We start from the raw sequence: 26,436 nt of genomic DNA, 5'->3' as shown, positions 1-26,436 counted from the left end.
CTAAAATAACCCAAACGCCGTGGTGCTGACGCATTGTTTTTCTATGTAGGCGTTGAACATTTCCCGCTTCATAACGGAGCGTTTTCATTACGTTCTCCATAGAATCACACAATGGGGAAAGGAGGAAGAAAGATGGCGTTTTCGGTAAAATTGTCTGTACGAGAACTGGTAGAATTTCTTTTACAAAGCGGCAGCATTACGCCGGGAGAAGGCGGCGGGGCAGACCGTGCGTTGGAAGGCGCACGCATTCATCGGCGTCTGCAGAAAGCATACGGCGAAAATGCAAAAACAGAAGTCTTCCTTTCTCTGACAACCGAATTAGGCGATTTTGTCTATACGGTTGAGGGACGTGCAGATGGTATTCTGGAAAGAGACGGAATGATTGTGCTTGATGAAATCAAGACAACGGTTCAGCCGTTTGATCGGGTTACAGAGGACTTTTGTCCGGTGCATTGGGCGCAGGCGATGTGCTATGCCTATTTTTATGGACTGCAACAGGATCTTTCGGAGATGCAGGTGCAGCTAACATATTATCAAGCGGATACGCATGAAATCAAACGATTCCTGCGCGAATATACGCTGGCGGAATTGGAATTTTTTTATCTGGATTTGCTGCGCCAATATGAACGCTGGGCAATGTTTCTGCGGGACTGGAGTATGCAGCGCGACCGTTCTTTGCGTGCGCTTGCGTTTCCGTTTTCAGCGTATCGTGCAGGCCAAAGAGCATTTGCAGGTGTCGTCTATCGGGCGGTTTGTGAAGGAACGCGGTTGTTCTGTCAGGCCCCGACAGGGACGGGCAAGACCATTTCGACGTTGTTTCCTGCGCTGAAAGCAATGGGTGAGGGAAAGACCGAGCGGATTTTTTATTTAACGGCCAAAACCATTTCCAGGCAAAGCGCCGCAGAAGCACTTTCCAAAATGCGTGAGGGCGGAATGCACCTGAAAAGTGTGACGCTTACAGCAAAGGAAAAAATCTGTTTTCAGGAAGACTGCATCTGTACGCCGGAGGAATGTCCTTACGCAAACGGATACTATGACCGCATCAATTCGGTGCTCTATTCCCTTTTGCAAAAAGAGGATTCCTTTACGCGGGAGGAATTGGAACACGCGGCAAAAGAAGCGATGGTCTGCCCGTTTGAACTCTCTCTCGATTTATCCCTGTGGTGCGATGTCATCGTCTGCGACTATAATTATCTTTTTGACCCAGTTGTGTACTTGCGCCGCTTTTTTTCAGAGCGCTCCGGCGCCTATACCTTTTTGGTGGACGAGGCGCACAACCTGGTGGCGCGATCGCGGGAAATGTATACCGCACGTTTGCAAAAAAGTATGTTTTTGGCATTGCGCAAGCAATTTCCCAAAGGAGAGTTATTCCGCGCGCTTGGAAAAGTCAATACGGCGTTTCTGGCGCTGAAAAAAGCGTGCGGAGAACAGCCATATGCAGAATATGAGGAGATTCCGGAAACGCTGCTGCAGCCGCTGGAAAAACTGGCAGCAGCTTGCAGTGCATGGCTGGAGAAGAATCGGGAACATGTGCTTCGGGCAGAGGTGCTGCCGGTGTTCTTTGCGGTTCGGTTTTTTCTCAAAATTTCGGATTTGTTCGATGCGCGGTTTGTCATGACGGTTGTTCCGCAACCCAAAGACATGCAGGTTTCGCTGTTATGCCTCGACCCGTCTGCGCTGAATGATCAGGCGCTGGCGCGTGGAAGGGCGGCCGTTTTATTTTCCGCAACACTTGCACCGCCCGGGTATTACCGGTCGGTGTTGGGCGGCGGGGAGACCGCGAAGTCGTATGCGCTGCCGTCTCCGTTTCCGCAGGAAAATCTGCTGCTGCTCTGTGCAGATGGAATCAGTCTTCGATATGCAGATCGGGAGCGCAATATTGAACCGGTTTGTGACCTGCTGCATGCCTTCCTTTCCGGGAAACAGGGAAACTATCTGGTCTATTTTCCTTCCTATCAATATATGAATGCGGTCCATGCGGTATTTTGCCAGCGGTATCCGGAGCATCGCCTGATTCTACAGAGCGGTGGGATGGAGGAAGCCGACCGCGAGGCGTTTCTCCGACAGTTCCGCAACCAGGAACAGGCGGTGACAGGTTTCTGTGTGCTTGGCGGCGTTTTTGCGGAGGGAATTGACCTGCCGGGAGAGGCGCTGATTGGAACTGCGATCATCGGAACCGGTTTGCCGAAGGTCGAACGGGAGCAGGAACTTCTGCGGGCGTATTACGATGGGGTAAACGGTGCGGGATTTGACTTTGCATATCGCTTCCCCGGAATGAACAAGGTCCTGCAGGCAGCCGGACGCGTCATTCGGTCGCAGACAGATCGCGGCGCAGTGCTCCTGATTGACAGCCGTTTTTCGCAGGCGGCTTACCGGCGGCTTTTTCCGCCGCATTGGAGCCATCTGCGCTTTTTGCGGAGGCCGGAGGAAATCGAGGAGGCGCTTCGTTCGTTTTGGGAGACGCCGCAAAAAGATGCAAACAAATAAAATAGAAGAAAGCGTTTTGAACGCCAAAAAGAGCGGCGTTATGCACGACCGCTCTTTTTCAGTTTATAGTTTTTGATAGTTTTCATGCGGGAGAACTCCTCGATATCTTTTTCCTCAAGGGATTCTGAAATGGATTTGACAAGCGCGGTATAGCGCGGAATGACAATGTTTTTCAGCGCATTTGCGCGCTTTTGCGTCTTTTTAATGGCTGCGGCCAGACGGTATACGCTGTTTTCCACTTCGGCAAGCTCGACTGTGAGAAGTTTTACCTGATTAAATTTCAGATAGGCGTCATCGAGAAGCGTATTGGAAGTGTAAAGGCCGAACGGAGCAGGCTCCAGCGTGGGATCTATGGTGACCTTCGGGATTTCGACTCCCATCACGCTTCGGTAAGAAAGCGACAGGCTTTCCTCGACCGGAACCGTTCCGGAAAGCGCATTGCAAATACCCAGCGTGATATTGGCCTTTTGCAGCGCCAGATACGCCGCCGCATAGGTCTGGTCGATTTGGCTTTGAATCGTGTTGGAACGGTCGATCAGCGACATCATTTCCCGGATCAGGATATTTCGTTTTCGGTCAAGCAGCTCAAAGCCGGTTTTGGCCAGGGCGAGGGATTTCTTGACAGCAAGAAGATTTCCCTTGGTCGGTGCGAGTTCGTTGCTCAATGCGCGGTCACCTCTTTTCTATACGGAACCGCCAGAAAAACCGTCAGGAATTTTCGAGTGCATTCTCGACAGCCTCGCGGGTGTTCTTCTGTGCAGCGGTTCTTGCAGATTCGTAATATTTTTCGAGAAGTTTATCGTTTACGCGATCGAGTTCATTGCGCGGCAGCATGGATAGCAGTTCCCATCCAAGATAAAGGCTCTGCACAATGGAACGGTTTTCGTGATATCCCTGTGTGAGAAATTCCTGCTCAAAGCGACGGCCGAACGCCAGGTAGGTCTTGTCGGTTGGCGAGAGCTCTTCCTCTCCGATGACCGAGGACAGCGCACGCACGTCCGTTACGCGCGCATAAGCGGCAAACAGCTGATCGGCGAGCGCGGCGTGATCCTCACGGGTATATCCTTCGCCGATGCCGTCTTTCATCAGGCGGGAGAGGGAGGGCAGGATCGACACCGGCGGATAGACGCCGGACGCGCTGAGAGAACGATCGAGAACAATCTGCCCTTCCGTAATATATCCGGTCAGATCCGGAACCGGATGCGTAATATCGTCGTTTGGCATGGAGAGAATCGGAAGCTGTGTTACAGATCCCGATTTTCCCGCAATCATACCGGCGCGCTCGTAGAGAGAGGCGAGATCGGAATACAGATAGCCGGGATATCCTTTTCGTCCGGGAATTTCACCTTTCGAGGAACTGAATTCCCGCAGGGCTTCTGCGTAAGAGGTCATGTCTGTCAGGATGACGAGGACATGCATTCCGCATTCATAGGCGAGATATTCCGCCGCGGTCAATGCGCAGCGCGGTGTGAGGATTCGCTCGATAATCGGGTCGTTTGAAAGGTTGAGGAACATCACAACCCGCTGCAGAGAGCCGGATTCGTCAAAGGAGCGGCGGAAATATTCCGCCACATCATTTTTTACGCCCATTGCAGCAAAAACGACCGCAAACTTGCTGTTTTCGTCGCCCGAAATTTTGGCCTGACGGGCGATCTGGACGGCAAGCTCATTGTGGTTCATGCCGGAACCGGAGAAAATAGGAAGCTTTTGCCCGCGGATCAAGGTCATGAGAACGTCGATGGAGGAAATACCGGTTTGAATGAAATTTCGAGGATATTCCCGCGAGACCGGGTTGATCGGGGATCCGTTGATGCTTTTCCGCTTTTCCGGGAAAACGTCCCCGAGACCGTCGATGGGGTTTCCGGCGCCGTCAAATACGCGGCCGAGAATTTCGGGAGAAAGCGCAAGCTCCATCGGTTTTCCCAAAAGCCGGGTACGCGTGTTTTGAAGTGAAATGCCGTTGGTTCCGGAGAAAATTTGTACCACAACACGTTCGCCCGCAATCTGGACAATTCTTCCGCGCCGGACTTCACCGTTTTCCAGACGGAGGTCCACAACCTCCTCGTTGGAGGCGTCCCGGACACCGTCCAGGACAACGAGAGAGCCGTTGATTTCTTTAAGTCCGAGATAGCCTAGAATCATGAAGCGTCCTGCCTTTCCTTTGTAAAACTATGAATTCTGCCCTGCCGGTTAAGCGGAGGCAATTTCCGCCATGGTTTTATCAATTTCTTCCCTGTAAGCGCGGAAGCGTTCCGGCTGGTTGTTGGGAATTTCATATTTCATTTTCGTCAGTTTGTCGAAGATTCCGGACCGGAGAATACCGGAAATCGGAATTGCGGCGGCAACCAGCTTTTGTGCCTGATGATATAAATAGAGGATCGTTTCCATCATTAATTTCTGCTTTTCCAGCGGAACGTAGGTGTCCTCCGCGTGGAAGGCGTTCTGCTGCAAAAATCCAACGCGAATCACGCGCGCAATTTCAATGATCAGTTTTTGATCGTCCGGAAGCACATCGGAGCCGATCAACTTGACAATTTCCATCAACTTATTTTCTTCCTGCAGAAGGCGTCCGATTTCCTGCCGCAATTTTGGAAAATCGCCTCCTGCGTGCTGTTGGTACCACGGATCAAGGTCACTGAAATATTCGGTGTAACTGTCCATCCAGTTGATGGCCGGATAGTGCCGCTGATAGGCAAGCGCCTTGTCCAGCGCCCAAAAACAGCGGGTAAAACGCCGGGTGTTCTGGGTTACCGGTTCCGAAAAATCAGAGCCCTGTGGGGAAACCGCACCGATAATCGTGACGGAACCTTCGGTTTTGTTCCGGTTGATGGTAAAGCCTGCGCGCTCGTAAAATTCCGAGATACGGGACGGCAGGTAAGCCGGAAATCCTTCTTCTGCCGGAATTTCTTCCAGGCGACCGGAAATTTCCCGCAGTGCTTCCGCCCAACGGGAGGTAGAGTCCGCCATAACGGCGACGTGATATCCCATATCCCGGTAATACTCTGCAAGGGTAATGCCGGTGTAAATCGAAGCCTCGCGCGCTGCCACCGGCATGTTGGAGGTGTTGGCAATCAAAATGGTGCGTTCCATCATGGGACGGCCGTTTTTCGGATCGATCAGTTCGGCAAATTCGTGCAGGACATCGGTCATTTCGTTTCCGCGTTCTCCGCAGCCGACATAAACGATGAGGTCTGCGTCGCACCATTTGGCAATCTGGTGCTGGGTCATGGTTTTTCCGGTTCCGAATCCGCCCGGAATGGCCGCCGCTCCGCCTTTGGAGACCGGAAAGAGCGTATCGATCACGCGTTGTCCGGTAATGAGCGGGAGTGTCGGGGGAAGGCGCCGCGCGACTGGCCGCGGTGTGCGAATAGGCCAGCGCTGACACAAATTTAAGGTATGGACCGTGCCTGACGAATCGGTCAGATCGATCACCGGGTCAAAAACCCGAAAACGGCTGCCCGCATAAACCTGACTGACAACGCCGGAAATTCCGTTTGGAACCATACATTTGTGGGTAATGCTTGCCGTTTCCGGACATTCCGCATAGATGTCGCCGCCGGAAAGCGTGTCGCCGGGCGCAACGAGAATGGTGGTTTCCCAAAGCTGCTGGGGGTCAAGCTGTGAGATGCGGACACCGCGCGGGATAAACGCGCCGCTTTGCTGCTCAATTTCTTTTAAAGGGCGCCCAATTCCATCAAAAATATTGTTCAGCAGGCCGGGTCCGAGCAGAATGTTCATCGGGCTTCCGGTTCCTTCAACCGGTTCTCCGGGACGCAAACCCGTTGTTTCTTCATAGACCTGGATGGTTGTAAGCTCGTCGGTAATGCCGATCACTTCGCCCGCCAGGCGCTCTTTCCCGACATAGACCATTTCGAGCATGGAGAACGATTTTGCATGTTTTACCGTTACAACCGGTCCGTTAATGCCGTATATTACATTTTCCAAGTCAAACATCTCCGATCGATCGGAACCTGTGCCGGTCAGATGACGGCAATTCCGGAATTTTCTTCAAACCATGGGATTTGTTCCTGTAAGAGCGAGTCAAAGGAAACGTCCACAAAGATTCCGAGCGCCTGATTTTCTGCATAAAATCCACCTGTCTGGATGGAAGCGTCTGCGGCGCAGCTGCACGCTGTCCCCAAAGCGGCTTCTAAAAGGGGGAAATATGCCTGATCCTCCTGCCGCAGGTGGATCACCGTGCCCGGTGCAGGAAAGAGCGGCGTGAGCTTTTTCGCCTGCGCTTCCAGAAAGCGCGGGTACTCCTCTGTTTTAGTGAAGGCGAGAAGTTTTTCAGCGGCACGGGCAAAAACTTTTTTTGTCAGTTCCCCGCGTTTCACAAGCAGTTCCCGTCGGGCGTTGACTTCCCGCAGGGCCATTTCACGGGCGATCCGGTGCCGCATCTCATGCATTTCCTTTTGGATCATCTGAAAGGACTCCGAAAGTACCTGCGATTCCGCTTCGGCGAGCCGTTCCCTTTTCAAACGCGCAACTTCTTCTTCCATGGTTTTTCGCTGTTTTTGCGCATAGTCTTCAATCGCGGAATGGAATTTTTCAAGCTTTTGCGTCTCCGCAATCAAATCGGCCACCTCCTAAATTTTGACGCCGATGGATTCCCGAACATATCGCGTGATGGCGTCTTTGGTGCGTCCATTTCCGTGCCGGTCCGGAATTTCCACAATCAGCGGACGGGCGTGGTTAAGTTTAAGGTCATAGGCATATTCGGAGCACAGCGTCAGAAGCCGTTCTGTGATGAGAACCACGGCGATCGTTTCGTCGTGATAGGCTTTTTGGAGCGCAGCCCGTACTTCCGGCGCCTCATGCACAACGATGCCTTCGATTCCGGCAAGGCGCATGCCGACCAGGGTGTCGACATTATCGCTGATCAGAAAAAAGCGCATAGATGGTTCGTCCTTCCTGTTTTTGCGTATGCAGACTCAGAATTTTTGCAGAATCAGAATGGCGATCAGCAGCCCGTAAAGCGCAATTCCTTCGCCCAGTGCTACGAAGATGATCGCTTTACCAAAGGCCTTTGGATCTTCCGAGGTTGCACCGATTGCAGCAGGCGCTGCGCCGGCAACGGCGATGCCGCCGCCGATTCCGGCGATGCCGACAGCAAGTGCTGCAGCAAGCATGCCGAGTCCGGCCGTCATATCAGAAGCCGTGGCAGCGGTCTCTGCAGCCGCAGCGGTATCTGCGGTGTCCGCGGCCTGTGCAACAAAAGGAACCGCGAGAACGACGAGACAGACTACAACGAAGGAAGCAAGCTGGCGCAGAAAAGCGGCCTTCGTTTTGGTTCCGCGTCTGACAGAGCGAACGGAAAGAAATACGGATGCAATCAGAAAAGCGGTGGGCAGCGTGATGAGCAGCACAGAAAAGAGATTCATGAAAACGACCTCCAATATCACAAAATTTTCAATTTACCGGGCAGCGTTTACGGGATCCTGGATGCGGACCGGACGATACGGTCTGCCGCTTCCGTCAAAGAACCGGCTGAACATTTCGTAGAATTCCAGGCGCAGGACCTGGATGCCGACGAGCAATCCTTCCAGCGCGAGGACAAAGATGTTGCCGAGAATCACGATTAGGATATAACCGATTCCGGAACTCATATCCGCCAAAGTGAATACTACGAGCATCATGCCGGCATGCACGAGGACAAACGCGCCGACCCGCAAAAACGAGATGGTGTTTCCTGCATAGCTGAGCATCAGCTCAAACAGCTCAAAGAAATTTTGGACGATAAATTCGCCCCATTTTTTCGGAATGGCATCCGGACGGTGCTCGACAAGCCCGCCGAGAACCTCCCGGAAAAAGATGACAAGCAGCGGCAGGACAATCAGGCAAAGCGTATAGGGCAGCGTGACAATCTTTTTTCCGGTGATGATTTGCAGACCGAATCCACAAATCAGCGAGGCATAAAAGATCAGTCCGGCGACGCCGTTGGGCCCGAAGAGGGCATCCTCATAGTGTTTCCTTCGCAAAGAAGAGACAATATTGATGAGCATAGCGATCAGAATTAACGAGATTCCGATGCCGACCGCAGAAAAAATGATATAGTTGGTGGTCTGCGGCTGCATGACCTCCACCGGCTTTTCCGAGAGACCGAAAATGTGCTTGTAAAACGGATCCAGCCAGTGTTCGTACCCAAAGCAGGAACCGAATACGGTACCAAAGACGGCGGAGGAAATCCCGCAGGGAACGAGAATTTTTCCGAGCGGCATTTTTTTCAATTTCCACATCAGCGCGCCGACAATCGCGAGACAGATTCCCTGACCGAGATCGCCGAACATAATGCCGAATAGTAGAACATAGGTGATGGCGACAAAGGCGGTCGGGTCGACCTCATCGTAACAGGGCAGTCCATAGAGATCGACGAAAAATTCAAAAAATTTAGCGGGTCCGCGGTTTTTCAGCTTGACAGGCGGAGAATGCGGGAGCTCTGTCTTGGCATCCGCATAGGTGCATTCCACCGTGTCAATGGCATTGAGCGCCTGAAACAGCGCCGGGGTATTTTCAGCGGGAACCCACCCGGTCAGAATGAACGTGTCGTTGTATTTGCAGGCGGATTTCCGGATAGTAAAATACGAATGGTGTTCGCGCAGCCAGGCATAAACGTTCCGGAAGGCAGCCTCCTCTGCAGTCCAGAACGTCTCTACATCTTTCTGGCACTGTAAGAGGACCGCTTTTTCTGCTTCGCACTGCCGTTTGAGGTCTTCGACCATTTCTTCCGGCGTACGGTGCAGCTGCGCCAGAATGGTCCGCTCAAAATAAAGGCTGGCGAAAATCCGGTCGACCTCTCCGGCAGCCTCGATGGGGGTGAAATATACGCCCCAATATCGCGACTTGTCAAAGGAACAAGGAAAAAAGATAATATAGGGGTTACTGTCGTATGCGTTGATTTTCTCCATGCTTTCCTTGGGAATACTGCCAAATCGCACCTTGATAAAAGCACACTTCCGAATTTCATCGAGATCCAGATTCAGACCAACAAAATGCTGGATCTGCTTGATGGAAAGCTCAAGTTCGGCCACCTTTTTGGAAGACCGGTCGCACTGTTCCGTGAGCGTATCGAGTTTTGCAATGAAGGATTCCGCATAGGAACAAGCCTCGGATTTTTCCAGAGAGGAGTCGCTGTTCTGTATCTCCTCCGGGAGCTCTTTTCCCAGCAGCTTCAGGGCGGTATGGAGTTTTTGCAGCGGTTCCTGATACGGGTTTTCCTCATGCAGCGGTGCAAGAATCTGATTCTTCGCATAGAACAGAATGGGGTTATCCGGATGAAACACGCCGCTTTTGCCGCAGACTTCTGACGCCGCATTGAGCGCAGAAAGCCCGCCGATAACATTGACGATATCCATTTTTGAAACAGCCACCGATTAATCACCTCCGCTCTTTTTTTGATAGTTCAGGATGGTCAGGAGCTTGCGGATTTCATTTTGCGGCAATCCATAGCGAATGCCCTCAATGATGTGAATGATATCCTGAATTTCAATTTCTGACAGAAAAAAGTAGGAAATCAGCGTGACGGACGGATACACGGAAAACCGCAGATGATGCAGACACAGTCCGTACAGGAAATGCATTTGCATGGTTCCGCGTGCAAGAAGCCCGGATAATTCTTCAGAATCCATATGGGAGAGGATAGGAAAATTTTTGATAAGTTCTTTATCATTTTCCGCATACAGAGCCTCGCGCAGCCGCTCTTTCTGCACAGAGCCATAGGGCAAGAGACGGCTGCGGATGTCATCAGGGCTAGCGCCGTAAAGTAGTTTCAAACGGCGGATCCGCAGATAATTCTGAATATCAATATAAGAATCAAAAAGCCGTTTCAGTTCAGCTGCTGCCTGCTTGCTCCGGGTTTTCCGGATGATTTCGTAGGCAACTGAATAAAGGTTTGTAAACAGTGCAGTTTCGATTGCCGTGTAATCGATCGATCCGCCGGTCAGCGGACGAAACGGCAGGAGCAGCGCGCGGTAAGGCGTGGGTTTCAAAACCTCTAAAAGATCCGCAAACGAAGTGATCTGCGCAAGCCGGGTCAGGTCAAAGCGGACAAGATGCGAAAAATGAAGGGGAACACTGAAAAGATAAGATTCCGTAGAGCCGGAGGCCAAATAGGTAACCGCGTGCATGATCTGCTCGACCTCGGCGTATCGGACCAGATAATCGGAAAACTGCGCGCCGCCGGCCAAGTCATAAACAGAGAGCCTGGCAGCGTCTGCAAACGCTCTGCGGCGTAAAAACTGTTCGAGCCGTCCGCGGTGAACTTCCGACTCGCCTATGTCGGAGAGCGTCGCCGCATAGTCGGTATTGTTTTTGAGATAATAGGCAACTTCGCTGACCGTCTTGCAGGCAAGAAGGTTTTTGTAGTCGTCCGGCGTGAGATGGCGGCCATACATTGCGCGCGCTTTTGCAAGTACGGCGTTTGAGGAGAAATCGGAAATACTCATGGCTGCGGCTGCCTGCCCAGTACGCGCTGCACAAGCGCATCTGCCCAGCTTTCCGCATTGGCAGCGTACTGTTCCTCCATTTTTTGTGCAAGCGCGGATAGATGCGCCTGCTTTTCTTTCCAGTCGGCTTCTGCTGCAGCGCGCTCTTTGGGTTCGTTGACCGCAATGCGGTGCTTTGCCCGTTCCAGATAGCTGTGCCGGAGCTCCTCACAGCGTTTGGCAATTTCCTGTTCAGAATGGACGCGTTCTTTTTGCGCTGTTTCGGTGATTTCTCTGGCGTGACGATCCATTTCAACGATTTGCTTTATGGTATCTTTCATCTGCAAACCACCTTCTCTCAAAATCGGCCGCCCTGGTCGGCCGTCTATTTGTGGAAAAAGGTCTGCCATTCATTTTCAAGAAGAAACGAGATTGACAGACCCATTGTGCTTAACTTATGCTCTGAATTTAAATTTAAAGTACGGCAGGTGATTCCTGTAGGATTCTTCTGCCGGTGTTCCGGCAAAGCGGACGAAATGCTGCCCGTTGTCCGGAAAATCCGCAGCCGCCCAAACGAGGACATCTGCCTGGAATCATAAATCTGGTAGTAGTTTGCCCGGAATTTGCAAAGAAACAAGGAAATGCAGCGGTCAGTTTTTCAGACTTTGCATAGGCGCCGGGATCCGTCCGCCGCGCTGAATCAGGCGCAGGGGGGAGTAACGGTTTAAATCCATAACTGGTCCGCCACCGAGCAGTCCGCCGAAATTCAGCTCCTCACCAACCTGTTTGCCGATTGCGGGAATCAGGCGGACAGCCGTTGTTTTGCTGTTGACCATTCCGATTGCCGCTTCATCTGCAATGATGGCGGAAATCACTTCAGCAGGCGTGTCGCCCGGAATGGCGATCATGTCAAGGCCGACCGAACAGACGGCGGTCATCGCCTCGAGCTTATTGAGCGTCAGGGCGCCGCAGCGTGCGGCATCGATCATACCGGCGTCCTCCGTGACCGGAATGAACGCGCCGGAAAGTCCCCCGACGTGGGAGGAAGCCATCACGCCGCCTTTTTTGACAGCATCATTCAGCAGCGCAAGAGCAGCGGTCGTTCCGTGCGCGCCGCAGCATTCCAGACCCATTTCCTCCAAAATATGTGCAACACTGTCACCGACAGCGGGTGTCGGCGCAAGCGAGAGATCGACAATTCCAAATGGCAGACACAGCCGGCGGGAGGCTTCTTTCGCGACAAGCTGTCCCATCCGGGTAATTTTAAAGGCGGTTCGTTTGATGATATCTGCAACGCCGGTCAAATCGCAGTCACCTGCCTTTTGCAGTGCAGCGCGAACCACGCCCGGTCCGGAAACACCGACATTGATGACGCCGTCCGGCTCTCCGGGACCGTGAAAGGCGCCAGCCATAAAGGGGTTATCCTCCGGTGCATTGCAGAAAATGACCAGTTTGGCTGCACCGATGCAGTCCCGGTCGGCGGTCATTTCCGCCGTGCTGCGGACAATGTGTCCCATTTTCGCGACGGCATCCATATTGATTCCCGCGCGGGTCGTGCCGATATTGACAGAAGAGCAGACATATTCCGTCGTGCTCAGCGCTTCCGGAATGCTTTCCAGCAGCGCATAATCTCCGGGACCAAAGCCTTTGTGTACCAGCGCCGAGTATCCGCCGATAAAGTTGACACCGACAGCTTTTGCCGCCCGGTTGAGCGTCTGCGCAAACCGAACCGGGTTTTTTGCGGGGCAGGCAGCGGCAATCATGGAAATGGGTGTGACAGAAATCCGTTTGTTGATAATCGGGATGCCGTATTCTTTGCTGATGTCTTCGCAGACGGAGACAAGATTTTGCGCGTACCGGCAAATTTTATCATAAACGCGGTCACAAGCCTGATCGGGATCAGCCGAAATGCAGTCCAAAAGAGAAATGCCCATCGTCACGGTCCGGATATCGAGGTGTTCGTTCTCGATCATACGTATGGTTTCGAGAATATCATGTGTGTCAATCATAGCCCAGTGTTCTCCGTCCTTAAAGTTAGATTTTGTGCATGGAATTAAAGATGTCCTCGTGCATGACGAGAATCCGCAGGCCCATATTTTCGCCTGCATTCATGAACTGATCTTTTAATTCGCTGAATGGAATGGTGGATTTGGAAATATCCACCAGCATAATCATGGTAAATAACTCCTGTAAGACGGATTGGGTGACTTCCAAAATGTTGACAGAATGTTCGGCACAGACAGCGGCAACCTTCGCAAGAATTCCAACCGTGTCTTTGCCGATTACGGTAATAACAGCGCGCATGAGCAGTGACTCCTTCCAAGAGGGTTTTTGACAAGAAAAGAATACCTTATTATAGAACGTTTTGATGAGAATTTCAACGGTGCGCAGAGATTTTCCGGCGGTAAAAAAGAATTCGGAGAAGAAAGACTTTTTTCTGAAAAGTGGATGTGTTATAATAACCTAAATGATGCTGTGCTGACGCACCGCTGCGGGGCTGCTCCACATCCCCGCGCAAAGCAGCGCTTTGCCATTTAGAACATTTTCGCTTGCGCGATAAAAACCTAAATGATGCTGTGCTGGCGCACCGCTGCGGGGCTGCTCCATATCCCCGCGCAAAGCAGCGCTTTGCCATTTAGTTAGAACATTTTCGCTTGCGCGATAATAACCTAAATGATGTTGTGCTGGCGTACCGCTGCGGGGCTGCTCCACATCCCCGCGCAAAGCAGCGCTTTGCCATTTAGAACATTTTCGCTTGCGCGATAAAAACCTAAATGATGCTGTGCTGGCGCACCGCTGCGGGGCTGCTCCATATCCCCGCGCAAAGCAGCGCTTTGCCATTTAGTTAGAACATTTTCGCTTGCGCGATAATAACCTAAATGATGTTGTGCTGGCGTACCGCTGCGGGGCTGCTCCACATCCCCGCGCAAAGCAGCGCTTTGCCATTTAGAACATTTTCGCTTGCGCGATAAAAACCTAAATGATGCTGTGCTGGCGCACCGCTGCGGGGCTGCTCCACATCCCCGCGCAAAGCAGCGCTTTGCCATTTAGAACATTTTCGCTTGCGCGATAAAAACCTAAATGATGCTGTGCTGACGCACCGCTGCGGGGCTGCTCCATATCCCCGCGCAAAGCAGCACTTTGCCATTTAGAACATTTTCGCTTGCGCGATAAAAACCTAATCGACGCTGTGCTGACGCACAATGCAGTCCCAAATTCGGTGCAGCAATTTTAGATCTTAAAATAAATGCGTGAATGCGCGTTTTTTATGAGACCGTTGTTTGTTCAAATCAAAGGGGTTTTTCTCATGATGTGTCCATCTACAAAAAAACAGATTCTGGCAGACAGCCATACACATTCCCGCAATTCTTTTGACGGGAGCGCATCGGTCCGTGCGCTTTACGAGGGCGCGCGGCGCCGGGGGATCCGCTATTTGACCGTTACCGATCACTATGACTGCAACGAGCTTCCAGCGGAAAATTTAGGTAAGACACAAAAAGCCTCTTTTGCGGAAATTTCGGCCTGTGCCCAAGGCGCGCCGGAAACGGTGACGGTGCTTTCCGGCATGGAACTCGGCCAGCCTTTGCAGGCGCTTGCATGGGCAGAACGGCTTCTTGCGGCAGAACCCTGTGATTTCGTTCTGGGGTCTCTGCATAATCTGGAGAATTTTTCGGACTTTTATGATCTCGATTATACAGCACAGCCGCTGGAGCCGCTTTTTGACCGGTATTTTTCGGAGATGCTGGATATGATTGCTTGGGGAAATTTTGATTCCCTGGCACATCTGAGTTATCCGCTGCGGTATCTGCCGGATGGATTTTCTCAGGCTGCCGCATATTTTAAGAGCGGACAGGATTCCGTCCTGCGTGCGCTTGCAAAAGCGGGAAAGGCACTGGAAATCAACACCTCCGGCCTGCGTCAGAGAATTGGTGTGACGCTGCCGGACGCGGATACGGTCAGGCGTTTCCGGGAACTTGGCGGGGAACTGATTACGCTGGGTTCCGACGCGCATACGGCAGAGGATGTCGGCGCAGGCATTGCGGAAGGCGTATTGATTGCAGCAGCCGCGGGTTTTTCTCAGATTGCGGTTTACCGAAACCGGAAGCCGGAACTGCTGCCGATCGAATAAATTTTAAGTTTAGAAAAAACGCAGGACATGGTTTCGACAGGTTCTGCGGTTGATATGTGAAAGAAAAGGAGTGCGAAGGATGTACCGGTTATTAAAATTATTGAGCGAAAACGATCGTTTGACAACGGATGAATTGGCGGCCATGCTGGCGGTTTCTCCGGAAGAAGTTGCACGGGAGATTGCGGAATATGAAAAAGCAGGCGTGATCAAGGGGTACAATGCCCTGATTAACTGGGAGAAAGCGGATTGCAACCGCGCCACCGCGCTGATTGAATTGAAGGTTTCTCCGAAAAAAGAAACCGGATTTGATGAAATTGCCCACCGGATTATGGAATTTGAGGAAGTGGAAAGCGTCTATCTGATGTCCGGCGGTTATGATCTTGCCGTTACGGTCAACGCGAAAAGTATGCAGGATATCGCCATGTTTGTCGTGCGCAGACTTTCTCCGCTCGACGGCGTGCTCTCGACCGCGACGCATTTTGTTCTGACGCGCTATAAGGACGGCGGCGTAATTTTTGACGACGGAGAGAAAAATGACGAGAGAAGGAGCAACCTTTGGTGATGAATTATCAGTCTCTGCTGAATGAAAATGTGGTTGCAATCAAACCGTCGGGAATTCGCCGGTTCTTTGATATTGCAAACGAGATGGAAAATGTGATTTCCCTGAGCATTGGGGAACCGGATTTCTCAACCCCGTGGCATGTTCGCGAAAAAGGAATCGATACGCTGCAAAAAGGAAAAACCTGGTATTCGCCGAACCGCGGATTTATGGAGCTTCGGGAAGAAATTTCCAAATGGCTTGCGCGCAAATACGGGGTTTCCTATGCGCCGAAAAAGAATGTGCTGGTGACGGTCGGCGGGTCGGAAGCCATTGACCTGTGTCTGCGCAGTGTGCTCCGTCCGGGAGATGAGGTCCTGATTCCGGAGCCGAGTTTTGTTTGCTATATGCCGCTGACGCAGATGGCCGGCGGCGTGCCGGTGTCGATTCCGACCAAAGCGGAAAATCAGTTCCGCGTCACAGCGGAAGAAATCCGAGCAAAGATTACCCCACGGACAAAACTGCTGATTTTGCCTTTCCCCAATAACCCGACCGGCGCTGTCATGCGGCGGGAACACCTTGAGGCAGTGGCCGAAGTGGTGCGGGAGCAGAATCTTCTGGTACTTTCCGACGAAATTTACAGTGAACTGACCTATGGAAAAGAGCGGCACGTCTCTTTTGCAGCCATTGAAGGCATGCAGGAACGAACCGTGATAGTAAACGGATTTTCCAAGACCTTTGCCATGACGGGCTGGCGGCTTGGATATGCGGTCGGACCGGAGGAAATTATCGGCCCGATGACCAAGCTGCACCAATACGCGGTGATGTGCGCGCCGACAACGGCGCAGTATGCCGCAATAGAAGCGCTACGCAACGGGGATGAGGATATCGAAACCATGCGCAACGAATACGATATGCGGCGCCGATTGATTACGGACGGTCTGAATAAGATGGGACTGCCGTGCTTTGAGCCGGAGGGCGCATTTTATGTGTTCCCCTGTATTCGCAGCACCGGTCTGACCTCGGAACAGTTTTGTGAAAAGCTGCTCTATGCAGAGCACGTGGCAGTTGTTCCCGGAAATGCGTTTGGGGAGAGCGGAGAGGGCTTTGTGCGGATCTCTTACTCCTATTCGATTAAGCATATTACAGAGGCTTTGCGCCGGATTCGGCGATTCCTCGATGAACTGTCCGGAGAAACCGTATAGTGGAACGGGTCTTTCTTTCGCGCTGTCCCTCGTATGATTGGGAGACGGTGTCCGGACAGATTGAAACCATGTTTGCGGCGCTCGAATTGGAACGTCTTGTAAAGCCCGGGATGCGGGTCGCGGTAAAACCGAATCTCGTGATGCGCGCGTCTCCGGATGCAGCGGTTACGACGCATCCGGTTGTGACTGCGGCGGTGTGCCGGTGGCTTTCCGGCAGAGGGGCAAAGGTTTTCGTAGCGGAGAGTGCGGGCGGTATGTATACGCCGGCGCTGATGCATGCGATCTATGCCGGGTGCGGCTACCGGGAAGCGGCAAATCTCTATGGGTTTTCACTCAATGAGGATTTTTCCCAGGGCGTTCTGCCGAGTCCCGATGGGAAAAAATGCACGTCTTTTCCTGTAATTACACCACTTTTGGAGGCGGACCTCATCGTCGATATCGCAAAGCTGAAGTCCCACTGCATGACCATGTTCAGCGGTGCAGTCAAAAACATGTTTGGTGCGGTGCCGGGGCTTTTAAAGCCGGAATTTCACTGCCGATTTCCGGATAAGCAGGAGTTTGCCGAAATGCTGGTGGATCTCTGCACGGCGCTGAAACCGCGCATTTGCGTGATGGATGGCATTGTCGGAATGGAGGGCAACGGCCCGAGCGGCGGAACGCCGCGTCCGATGCAGATTCTTGCAGCGGCGGAAAATCCGTTTGCGCTCGATGTGGTCTGCGCGGAACTGATCGGCATGCATGCGAAGGACATCCCCATGCTGCGGGCCGGAATGGCGCGCGGCGTTTGTCCGCAGGACGTGGAGCAGATTGAAATTTTGGGAGAACCGCGCAGCGCGCTCGATCAGAAAAGTTTTCGGATGCCGGAATCAAAGCCATCAAATTTTGTGTCCTATTTGCCGAAGGCGTTTCGCCCGGCAGCGGAAAAGCTGCTTACACCGGTTCCAAAAATTCGGAAGCGGGCATGCGTTGGATGCGGAAAATGTGCAGAGAGCTGTCCGCAGCATACGATTCGGATGGTCGATCATAAGGCGGTGATTGACTATCGCAGCTGCATCCGCTGTTACTGCTGTCAGGAAATGTGTCCGAAGCATGTAATTGCAATTCAGAGATTATCTCTGTTTGATTTATAACTTAAGTATATTTTCAGGTTTTAGGCTGAACCCTGCTGCTGCATAGAGACGTTCAGCGGCAGATAAAAAGGAGGACGGCTGGGCCGTGAAAGCAAAGGCATTTGCAAAGATTAATCTTTCTCTGGATATTGTTGGAAAACGGGCGGACGGCTACCATCTTTTGCGGACGGTCATGCAGTCCGTCTCGCTTTATGATACGGTTTGGGCGGAAAAAGACGCTGGGATTTCTCTTTCCTGTACCGCAGAAGGCGTCCCGCTCGACGAGAAAAATACGGCGGTTCGCGCCGCCAGGGTGTTCTTTTCCGAAACCGGAATTTCCGGCGGTGTCCAGCTGAAAATCGAAAAAAAGATCCCCATGCAGGCAGGGCTCGGCGGCGGAAGCGCCGATGCTGCAGCGGTACTGCGGCTGCTGGATGCGCTCTATGAGACGAAGCTTTCCACGGAAGCGCTTTGCCGAATGGGAGAAGCGGTTGGGGCGGATGTACCGTTTTGCGTGCGCGGCGGAGCGGCGCTTGCAGAGGGAATCGGAGAAAAACTGACCCCGTTAAAACCGATGCCGGCCTGCAATCTGGTGATTGTGCGTCCGCAGGAAGGCGTGTGTACGGCGGCCGCGTATGCCCTGATTGACCGTCTGGGACAGAATATTCCGGAAACGACGGATCAGATGCTGTGTGCGCTTCGGGAAGGCGTCGTTCCGAAAATTGGAAACGCGCTGTTTAACGCGTTCGATTACGTTTCGAATGCAGCGTCTCTGCCTGCAATTAAGGCGGTCATGAAAGCCTTCGGTGCCTTCGGTGCGTGTATGTCCGGCAGCGGTTCCGCAGTGTATGGCATTTTTGCGCCGGACGATCTGCATGCAGAGCAGTGCCGAAAAGCCTTGCAGGCTCAGTACGGCACAGCATTTTTGTGTCATCCGGTAGGTGAATAACGCTCCGAAAAAGAGCCCAGACTCCTGATAGAAAATCGGGAAAGGGATGGGTTCCATGGAGAAAAATACGAAGAGAACGAGGAAAAACGGCTTCTGCCGGTGGGAAAAAGCCGCCGTGGCTGCATTTCTTTTTTGCATTTTACTGCAATTCACCAGCTTTTCGGCGAGGTGCAGTCATATCGAGGAGAGCGTCCTGCGGATGCACGTGCTGGCCAATTCAGATTCTGTAGAAGATCAGACGCTCAAACGCCAGGTGCGCGACCGTGTGCTTGCAGAGAGTGCGGAACTGCTCGCACAGGCAGGCGATAAAGTGCAGGCGGAACAGGTGATCCGGCAGCAGCTGCCCCGGATGCAGGCTGCTGCGGAAGCAGAAGTCCGGCGGCAGGGATATTCCTATCCGGTTCGGGCAGAGCTGGAAAACTGCTATTTTCCCACGCGGAAATATGAAACGGTAACGCTGCCGGCAGGGCGGTACGATGCGCTGCGGATTGAAATCGGCGAGGCCGGGGGACACAACTGGTGGTGTGTGATTTTTCCGGCGATGTGTCTTCCGGCTGCACAGGAAAACCGGGAGCTGGAATCGGTTTTGTCGGCGGAAGAATTGGAAATGGTGGAAGATGCGGACGAATATGCCGTCGCGTTTAAAACGGTAGAAGTCTTGGAAAAACTTCGGAAGTGGCTCCGGGGATCGAAATAAATCGGGAAGGAAGCGAAGAAGATGCTGCATTTGGTGCTGGGCCGTGCGGGAAGCGGGAAAACCGTATGGGCGCGGGAAAGGCTTGCGCAGTCGGCCGGAACAGAAACAACGGAGGGCCACCCGCAGAGCATTCTGATTGTGCCGGAGCAGTATTCGTTTGAAAGCGAACGGGCAATTCTGCACGGAATGGGACCGCGCAGCGCACAGAACGTGCTGGTTACCAGCTTTACCCGGCTTGCAGAGCTGGTGTTTCGCACCTACGGCGGAATTGCGGGGCGTCGCCTGACGGACGGCGGCCGGATGATTTTAATGCGCCTTGCAATCGACGGCGCAGAGGATTTTCTCCGGCTGTACGGAAAAAATGCCCGAACAGGGGAAATGATCCGGCTGCTGGTTTCTGCAGAAGCGGAAATGAAGATGTGCGCCGTCTCTCCGGAGACGCTCGAAGAGGCCGGACTGCAGTCGCAGAACGAAGTGCTCCGGCAAAAGGCGAAAGACCTGTCGCTGATCTTTTCAGCGTATGAGGCGATGGTGCAGCAGAGTTATCTGGACCCGCAGGACGATCTGACCCGGATGCAGCAGCATCTGCAGGCGCATGGCTTCTTTGAAGGTTGTACGGTGATTCTCGATTCCTTCACCGGATTTACCGTGCAGGAATGCAGCGTGCTCTCGGAAATACTCAAACAGGCAAAAGACGTCTATGTGACGCTTTGCACCGATCGGCTCGATGATCCGGAGAATGGGATGGGCCTGTTTTCGGCAGTCCGAAAAACGGCGTCGAAACTGTTGCATCTGGCGCGGGAGGCCGGTGTTCCGGTTGCAAAGCCGGTGATACTCTCTCCGGGAAAACGGTTCATTTCACCGGATCTTGCTCTGGTGGAGGAGACGCTTTTTCGCGGGGAGGCGCCGGATCCGGAACGAAAGGCGGCGGATGTCATGATCTACCGCGGCGGGAGCGTTTATGACGAAGCGGAATACGCTGCTGCGGAAATCCGGAGACTGGTGATGGAAAACGGGTACCGCTACCGGGAAATTGCGGTGATTGCCCGGTCGCCGGAGACCTATCGGGGATGTCTGGATGTTGCGCTGGAAAAGCGGCAGATTCCCTATTTTATGGATCAGCCCAAATCGGTGGATGCAGAACCGCTGATGCATTTTGTACTTGCAGCATTTCAGTGTGTGACCGGCGGGTTTTCTTCCGACGCGGTGTTTTCCTACTTAAAAACCGGCCTTGCGGGACTGAGTTCCTATGAAATATCCATTCTGGAAAATTATACATATATTTGGAGCCTCAGCGGGAAACGGTGGCGCACACCGTGGACGGCGAACCCCGACGGTTTTGGCGGCGCGATGACAGCGCACGGGGAAGCGCAGCTGCAAACGCTGAATGCGCTGCGCGAAAAAGTGATGGCGCCTTTGCTGCGTTTTGAAAAAGATCTGCAGGACGCAGACGGCGAGCAGACCGCCCACGCGGTGTATGATCTGCTCTTGCATGCGGGCGCGGACCAGGCGCTGCCAAAACTCTGCGCCCGGTTGGAAGCGGCCGGAAGAGGAGAGCAGGCGAAAGATCAGTATCGGCTGTGGGATCTGCTGATGGGAATCCTCGATCAGACCGCGCTGGTTCTAAAGGAGAAAAAACTCGGTGCAGCACGGTATGCCGAGCTTTTACGTCTGGTGATCGAAGCGGAAGATGTATCCGATATTCCGCAGGTGCTCGACGAAGTGACGGTCGGCGCGGCGGACCGGATGTGTCCGGCGGAGCCGAAGGTTGTCTTTCTGCTCGGCGCAGTGCGCGGGGAATTTCCGCTTGCACCGGCATCATCCGGTGTGTTCAGCGACAGCGAACGGCGGGAACTCATTGCCCTCGGTTTGCCATTGGGGCGCACCTTGGAAGAAGCGGTCGTCGAAGAGCGGTTCGCGGCCTATGGCGCAGCATGCTGTGCGTCACAGCGGCTGTATCTCACCTGGGCGCTCAGCGGAGAAGGCGCCTGTTATCCTTCGGAATTGATTACCGGGGTGAAATCCGTGTTTTTGGCGGTTCCGGAATGGGATCGCCGCCAGCTGCCGAAAGCATTTTTTGCAAATGCGGAGGAACCGGCGTTTGCGCTTGCGGCGCAGCTTTGGGAGGATCCTTCGCCGGAAGGGGCTTCTTTGCGTGCATTTTTTGCGGATCGGCCCGGATATGAAGGGAAAATTGCTGCGCTTTCCCGTGCAGTGTCGCGAGGAGCAGTGCGGATCTCCGACCGGGAAAACGCGCTTTCGCTGTTCGGCGGCGGACACGGGATTTCTGCGACGCAGATTGAGACCTATCATTTGTGCCGGTTCCGCTATTTCTGCCGGTTTGGAATGGGTATTAAAGAGCGGCGCCCGGCGCAGATCGGCGCGCTGGAGTACGGCAGTTTGATGCATTTTTTACTGGAACGGCTGTTTGCAGAGTATGGCAGCCAGGCGATTCTTTCCATGACGGATGCCGTCCTTTTAGAGACTGTGACGGAATTGATCCGCGAATATACGCGGCAGAATTTCGGCGGCGATGCGGACAAAACGCCGCGGTTTCTTTCTCAGCTGCGGCGTCTGGCAGATTCCGCCTGCGTCCTGCTTCGCCATGTGGCGCAGGAGCTTTCTCAGAGCGCATTTGTGCCGGAACGGTTTGAACTGGAAATCGGAAAGGATGCCGCGCCGTTTCGAATTCCGCTGCCGGATGGGACTGCGGTTACCGTAATTGGGAAAATTGACCGCGTCGACGTTATGGAACGGGACGGCGATCGGTATGTGCGCGTGGTGGACTACAAAACCGGGAAAAAAGAGTTTCGCCTCTCCGACGTATTGTACGGGCTGAATTTGCAGATGCTCATTTATCTTGCGGCTCTGGTGGAGTCGGGCGGCGTGCAGCCGGCCGGTGTGCTTTATATGCCGTCCATCCGGCCCAGAGTTTCTGCGGATCGGGAAACGCCGCCGGATGCAGTGGCGCAGGCTGTCGATAAGGAACTGCGGATGAACGGCGTCGTGTTGGGAGAAGAGGCGGTCATCCGGGGAATGGAGCAGGATGCTGCCGGAAAATACATCCCGGTCAGCGTCAAAAACGGCAAGCTTTCCGGCGCGGAATCGATGCTTTCCCGGGAGGAATTTGATTGTGTGATCGGCGCGATCCGGGAGAAAATCGCCGGCATGGCGCAGACGCTTTTAGACGGAGAAATCAGCCCGGAGCCGCTGATGCAGGATCACCGCGGATGCGATTACTGTCCGTATTTTGCGGTTTGCGGCCGGGAGTACAGTTCGGAAGATGTCTTAAAAGAGAAATGGAAGCGGACGGAAGTCCTCGAAAAATTACGGGAGGAGGCGCAGCAGGATGGGTGATCGGAAATGGACCGGCGCACAGCAGGACGCCATTTCTGCACGCGGCGGCACGGTGCTGGTTTCCGCTGCGGCCGGTTCCGGAAAAACCGCTGTGCTTGTCGAACGGGTGATTTCCCGGCTGACAGACCCGGTTTCTCCGGTCGATGCAGACCGAATGCTGGTTGTGACCTTTACCCGAGCGGCGGCAGCAGAAATGAAAGACCGCATTGCGGCGCGCCTTTCCCAGATGCAGGACAGCGATCCGCAGAACCCGCTGTTTCGGCGGCAGCAGCTTTTGCTTAGCAGGGCAAGCATCAGTACGGTGCACAGCTTTTGCAAGGATTTAATTCAGGAAAATTTCTACCGGCTTGGAATTTCTCCGGACTTCCGGATCCTGGATGACGGCGAGATGCGTCTGTTGCGCGAGGAGGCGGTGTCGGAAACGCTCGAGGCCTTTTATGCGACAGGCGGAGAAGCGTTTGCCGCCCTGGTGGATGCATTCGGCTCGGAAAAGGATGATCGAAAGCTGGGAGAAACTACGCTTCAGCTTTACGACTTTATTCGTTCCCATCCGTTTCCGGACCGGTGGCTCCGGGAAAAGGCGGAGATGTACCGTGCGCAGACTTCGATTGCGCAGAGCGCATGGGGAGAAGAACTTTTTCACACTGCACAGGAAACGCTCTCCTACTGCAAAATGACGCTGACCGCCTGTCTGCACCTTTGCGCGTCGGATCCGGCGGTAGAAGCTGCTTACGGGCCGGCGTTTTCTTCCGATTTGCAGGATGTTGCGGCAATGGATGCGGCGGCGCAGAACCGGGACTGGGACGGCCTGCGCGCGCTTTTTGCCGAGCGAAATTACCAAAAGCTCAAACCGCTGCGCGGAACTGCGGGCGAAGCGGTAAAGGGACAGCTGAAAAGCATGCGTAAAGAGACGCGCGAGGTTGTGGACAAGCTTCAGAAGCGGTTTTGTGCTTCGCAGGCGGAATGCGGAGAGGACCTGCAGCGGATGGCGCCGCTGGCAGAAACGCTGTTTTCTGTGGTGCGTGCGATTTCGGATCAATTGGAAACCAAGAAACAGGAAAAGCGCGCGGTCGATTTTGGAGATCTTGAGCACCTGTCGCTTCGGCTGCTGGTGCGGGAAACAGACGCAGGCTATGAGCGGACAGCGGAAGCCGAGGCGGTTTCGGAACGGTTCGATGAGATTATGGTGGATGAATACCAAGACACCAACGAGACGCAGGATCTTTTATTCCGCGCAGTGTCGCGAGAAGAGCAAAATCTCTTTATGGTCGGGGACGTAAAACAGAGCATCTACGGCTTCCGCCAGGCGATGCCGCGCTTGTTTCTTGATCGAAAAAACACGTTCTCGCCGTACCGGCGGGAAGCGCCGCAGTTTCCTGCGTATATTTTGCTTGACCGCAATTTCCGTTCGCGCCGGGAAGTGACATCGGCGGTCAATTTTGTGCTTAACCAGCTGATGAGCCGGCGGGCCGGAGACGTCGATTACCGGGCGGGCGAGCAGCTTGTTGCGGGTGCGGAATATCCTGCAAACGGCGATTTTCGGACTAGGCTCGAAGTGATCGATGCCTCCGAGACGGAAGAGTCCATGGATGTTCTGGAAGCGCGGCGTATTGCGGCGATGATTCGGGAATTTCGCGAAAGCGGCGCGCAGGTTCTGGAAAACGGAAAGCCGCGGCCTGTGGAGCCGCGGGACTTCTGCGTTTTGCTGCGCAGCGCGAAAGAACACGCGCCGGTGTACGTCCGAGAGCTTGAAAAGTGCGGTGTGATGTCCTGGGCGGAATCTCCGGCGGGCTTTTTCTCTTATGCAGAAACGGCGCTGATGCTTTCGCTTTTGCGCGTGATCGATAATCCGATGCAGGACATTCCGCTTCTTGCGGTGATGATGAGCCCGATTTACGGCTTTTCTGCCGATGAAATGGCGCAGGTGCGGATGGAGGCGGGCGGGCCTCCACTCTATCCGGCTCTTTTGCGTTGCGCGCAGAATGGAAACCTGCGGATCCAGGCGTTTCTTGCAGAACTCGAAGAATTCCGGATGCTGGCGGCAACCATGCCGGCGGATACGCTAATTAATACACTTTACCGGAAGACCGGATATCCGGAGTTGGTAGGGGCAATGCCCGGCGGGGAACTGCGCGGGAAAAACTTGCAGCTATTACACCAATATGCAAAAAACTACGAGCAGTTCGGGTATAACGGCCTGCACGGCTTTTTGCGTTTTGTCGACCGGCTTGCCGAACAGGGAGGCGATCTTGCGGCGGCATCTGTCTCGCAGGAAGGTGCAAACGTTGTGCGGGTAATGAGTATTCACAAATCAAAGGGCCTGGAGTTTCCGTACTGTATTGTGGCGGGCTGTGCGCGCCGGTTTAACCGGGAATCGTCCGATACGGTGCTGCATGCAGAACTCGGATTTGGCGCAAAACTGCCGGGAAAAGACGGCGTGAGCCGGTACACCACTGCGCCGCGGGAAGCCATTTTGTCCGGTTTGCTGTCGGAATCGGTGTCCGAGGAACTGCGTGTCCTGTATGTCGCGATGACGCGCGCGCGGGAAAAGCTGATTTTGCTGACAACGCTCAGCCGCCCGGATCGGACGTTTTCTTCGCTGGCGGCGGGAATTTCGCCGGAGCCGGTACTTCCTTCCTATGCGGTTAGACGCGCGGGAAGTATTTCGGATTGGCTGCTGTCCTGCGCGCTTCGCCATCCGGACGGAAAGCTGCTGCGGGAAATGGCCGGCGCAGAGGAAACCCTGGTTTTGCCGAAAGATCCGGAGACGCTTGCCTGGGAGATTCGCGTGTCCAAACCGGAAGGCGCGCCGTGTGAAACGCAGCAGTCCGCGCAGACGGTTTCCAAGCCGGATCCTGCATTTCTCGGGACGCTTGCGGAGCGGGTTGCATACCGGTATCCGTATGCGGCAGTCAGCGAAATTCCGGCGAAGGTGTCGGCTTCCGGGGTCTCGGAGGAAGCTGCCGGGATCCATACGCTCTCCCGGCCGGCATTTGTTTCGAGCCGCGGGATGACGCCGGCAGAACGCGGAACTGCGCTGCACGCCTTTATGCAGTTTTGTGATTATCGGGCGGCGTCGGAAAACCTTGAGGCAGAGCGGGTGCGTCTGCGGGAAGCAGGATATTTGACGCCGGAGCAGGCGGATGTGGTGGAACTTGAGCGAATCCGGAAGTTTCTGCAAAGCGATCTGGCCGCGCGCATGATGCGCTCAAAACGCCTGCTGCGCGAGAACCGGTTTACCGTCGAAATTGAGGCCGGCCGGATTGACCCGTCGCTGCCGGAGGCGACCGGACAGGAAAAGCTGGTGCTGCAGGGCGTCTTTGACTGCGCATTTGAAGAGGACGGCGGACTCATCATTGTCGATTACAAGACCGACCGGATTGCCTCTCCGGAATTGCTTGCAGAGCGATATCACCCGCAGCTTTCTCTTTACCGGGAAGCGGCGGAGCAGACATTCGGGCTGCCGGTGTATGCATGCGTGCTCTATTCGTTTTGGTTGGGAAAAGAAATTCAAATTTGACAGTATTTATAATTTATGATAC

General features: G+C 53.9%; 21 protein-coding genes. 10 read left to right on the top strand and 11 right to left on the bottom strand.

Annotated features, from left to right (window positions below):
* Positions 1-132 precede the first annotated feature (132 nt).
* Positions 133-2,487 carry an ATP-dependent DNA helicase gene (locus IAG03_RS00805; protein WP_249317764.1) on the top strand — a complete coding sequence of 785 codons (2,355 nt, stop codon included), beginning with the start codon at positions 133-135 and terminating at the stop codon, positions 2,485-2,487.
* Positions 2,488-2,525: 38 nt separating this feature from the next.
* On the opposite strand, the gene IAG03_RS00800 is transcribed toward IAG03_RS00805, so the two are convergent.
* From IAG03_RS00800 to IAG03_RS00750, 11 genes are all read right to left on the bottom strand, one after another.
* Entirely contained in the window at positions 2,526-3,152 is a 627-nt protein-coding gene (locus IAG03_RS00800) for a V-type ATP synthase subunit D (RefSeq protein ID WP_249317763.1), read from the bottom strand.
* Positions 3,153-3,195: 43 nt separating this feature from the next.
* Positions 3,196-4,629, bottom strand: a complete 1,434-nt coding sequence (locus tag IAG03_RS00795) for a V-type ATP synthase subunit B (protein ID WP_249317762.1) — start codon at positions 4,627-4,629, stop codon at positions 3,196-3,198.
* Between the two features lie 48 nt (positions 4,630-4,677).
* Positions 4,678-6,432, bottom strand: coding sequence for a V-type ATP synthase subunit A (locus tag IAG03_RS00790; protein WP_249317761.1), 1,755 nt, complete (start codon positions 6,430-6,432; stop codon positions 4,678-4,680).
* 35 nt (positions 6,433-6,467) lie between these two features.
* Positions 6,468-7,064 (bottom strand): V-type ATP synthase subunit E, encoded by a 597-nt coding sequence (locus IAG03_RS00785; RefSeq protein ID WP_249317760.1) that lies wholly within the window; start codon positions 7,062-7,064, stop codon positions 6,468-6,470.
* A gap of 12 nt (positions 7,065-7,076) precedes the next feature.
* Positions 7,077-7,385 carry a V-type ATP synthase subunit F gene (locus tag IAG03_RS00780; protein ID WP_249317759.1) on the bottom strand — a complete coding sequence of 103 codons (309 nt, stop codon included), beginning with the start codon at positions 7,383-7,385 and terminating at the stop codon, positions 7,077-7,079.
* 36 nt (positions 7,386-7,421) lie between these two features.
* The gene (locus IAG03_RS00775; RefSeq protein WP_249317758.1) at positions 7,422-7,871 is read right to left on the bottom strand and encodes an ATP synthase subunit C; all 450 of its coding nucleotides are present in this window, start codon (positions 7,869-7,871) and stop codon (positions 7,422-7,424) included.
* A 33-nt stretch (positions 7,872-7,904) separates the two neighbouring features.
* Complete coding sequence (locus IAG03_RS00770; protein WP_249317757.1) at positions 7,905-9,857, bottom strand: V-type ATPase 116kDa subunit family protein; 1,953 nt, start codon at positions 9,855-9,857, stop codon at positions 7,905-7,907.
* 3 nt (positions 9,858-9,860) lie between these two features.
* The gene (locus IAG03_RS00765; RefSeq protein WP_249317756.1) at positions 9,861-10,931 is read right to left on the bottom strand and encodes a V0D/AC39 family V-type ATPase subunit; all 1,071 of its coding nucleotides are present in this window, start codon (positions 10,929-10,931) and stop codon (positions 9,861-9,863) included.
* Positions 10,928-11,251, bottom strand: a complete 324-nt coding sequence (locus IAG03_RS00760; protein ID WP_249317755.1) for a hypothetical protein — start codon at positions 11,249-11,251, stop codon at positions 10,928-10,930. Before IAG03_RS00760 ends, IAG03_RS00765 begins: the two co-directional genes overlap by 4 nt.
* Positions 11,252-11,560: 309 nt before the next feature.
* Positions 11,561-12,919 carry a PFL family protein gene (locus IAG03_RS00755; protein WP_249317754.1) on the bottom strand — a complete coding sequence of 453 codons (1,359 nt, stop codon included), beginning with the start codon at positions 12,917-12,919 and terminating at the stop codon, positions 11,561-11,563.
* Between the two features lie 25 nt (positions 12,920-12,944).
* Positions 12,945-13,214, bottom strand: coding sequence for an ACT domain-containing protein (locus IAG03_RS00750; protein WP_249317753.1), 270 nt, complete (start codon positions 13,212-13,214; stop codon positions 12,945-12,947).
* Between the two features lie 27 nt (positions 13,215-13,241).
* Between IAG03_RS00750 and IAG03_RS00745 the strand changes: the two genes are divergently transcribed.
* The 9 genes from IAG03_RS00745 to addA all read left to right on the top strand — a co-directional run bounded on the left by IAG03_RS00745 (position 13,242) and on the right by addA (position 26,414).
* On the top strand, positions 13,242-13,448 hold the full coding sequence (locus IAG03_RS00745) for a hypothetical protein (protein WP_249317752.1): 207 nt from the start codon (positions 13,242-13,244) through the stop codon (positions 13,446-13,448).
* Positions 13,449-14,217: 769 nt separating this feature from the next.
* The gene (locus IAG03_RS00740; protein WP_249317751.1) at positions 14,218-15,039 is read left to right on the top strand and encodes a histidinol-phosphatase HisJ family protein; all 822 of its coding nucleotides are present in this window, start codon (positions 14,218-14,220) and stop codon (positions 15,037-15,039) included.
* A 79-nt stretch (positions 15,040-15,118) separates the two neighbouring features.
* Positions 15,119-15,601: an Lrp/AsnC family transcriptional regulator gene (locus IAG03_RS00735; protein WP_249317750.1), complete on the top strand. Its 483-nt coding sequence runs from the start codon at positions 15,119-15,121 to the stop codon at positions 15,599-15,601.
* Complete coding sequence (locus IAG03_RS00730) at positions 15,601-16,782, top strand: aminotransferase class I/II-fold pyridoxal phosphate-dependent enzyme (RefSeq protein WP_249317749.1); 1,182 nt, start codon at positions 15,601-15,603, stop codon at positions 16,780-16,782. Before IAG03_RS00735 ends, IAG03_RS00730 begins: the two co-directional genes overlap by 1 nt.
* Positions 16,782-17,912 carry a DUF362 domain-containing protein gene (locus IAG03_RS00725; protein ID WP_249317748.1) on the top strand — a complete coding sequence of 377 codons (1,131 nt, stop codon included), beginning with the start codon at positions 16,782-16,784 and terminating at the stop codon, positions 17,910-17,912. The genes IAG03_RS00730 and IAG03_RS00725 overlap by 1 nt, the downstream gene beginning before the upstream one ends.
* A gap of 85 nt (positions 17,913-17,997) precedes the next feature.
* Entirely contained in the window at positions 17,998-18,840 is an 843-nt protein-coding gene (ispE, locus tag IAG03_RS00720; protein ID WP_249317747.1) for a 4-(cytidine 5'-diphospho)-2-C-methyl-D-erythritol kinase, read from the top strand.
* A 115-nt stretch (positions 18,841-18,955) separates the two neighbouring features.
* On the top strand, positions 18,956-19,537 hold the full coding sequence (spoIIR, locus tag IAG03_RS00715; RefSeq protein WP_249317746.1) for a stage II sporulation protein R: 582 nt from the start codon (positions 18,956-18,958) through the stop codon (positions 19,535-19,537).
* A 21-nt stretch (positions 19,538-19,558) separates the two neighbouring features.
* Entirely contained in the window at positions 19,559-22,894 is a 3,336-nt protein-coding gene (locus IAG03_RS00710) for a PD-(D/E)XK nuclease family protein (protein ID WP_249317745.1), read from the top strand.
* Positions 22,887-26,414, top strand: coding sequence for a helicase-exonuclease AddAB subunit AddA (gene addA / locus IAG03_RS00705; protein WP_249317744.1), 3,528 nt, complete (start codon positions 22,887-22,889; stop codon positions 26,412-26,414). Before IAG03_RS00710 ends, addA begins: the two co-directional genes overlap by 8 nt.
* Positions 26,415-26,436 lie beyond the last annotated feature (22 nt).

The organism is Yeguia hominis (assembly GCF_014384705.1).
Classification (GTDB): domain Bacteria; phylum Bacillota; class Clostridia; order Oscillospirales; family Acutalibacteraceae; genus Yeguia; species Yeguia hominis.
The sequence above is the reverse complement of the archived record's forward strand: the minus strand, read 5'-3'. Positions and strand labels throughout refer to the sequence as shown.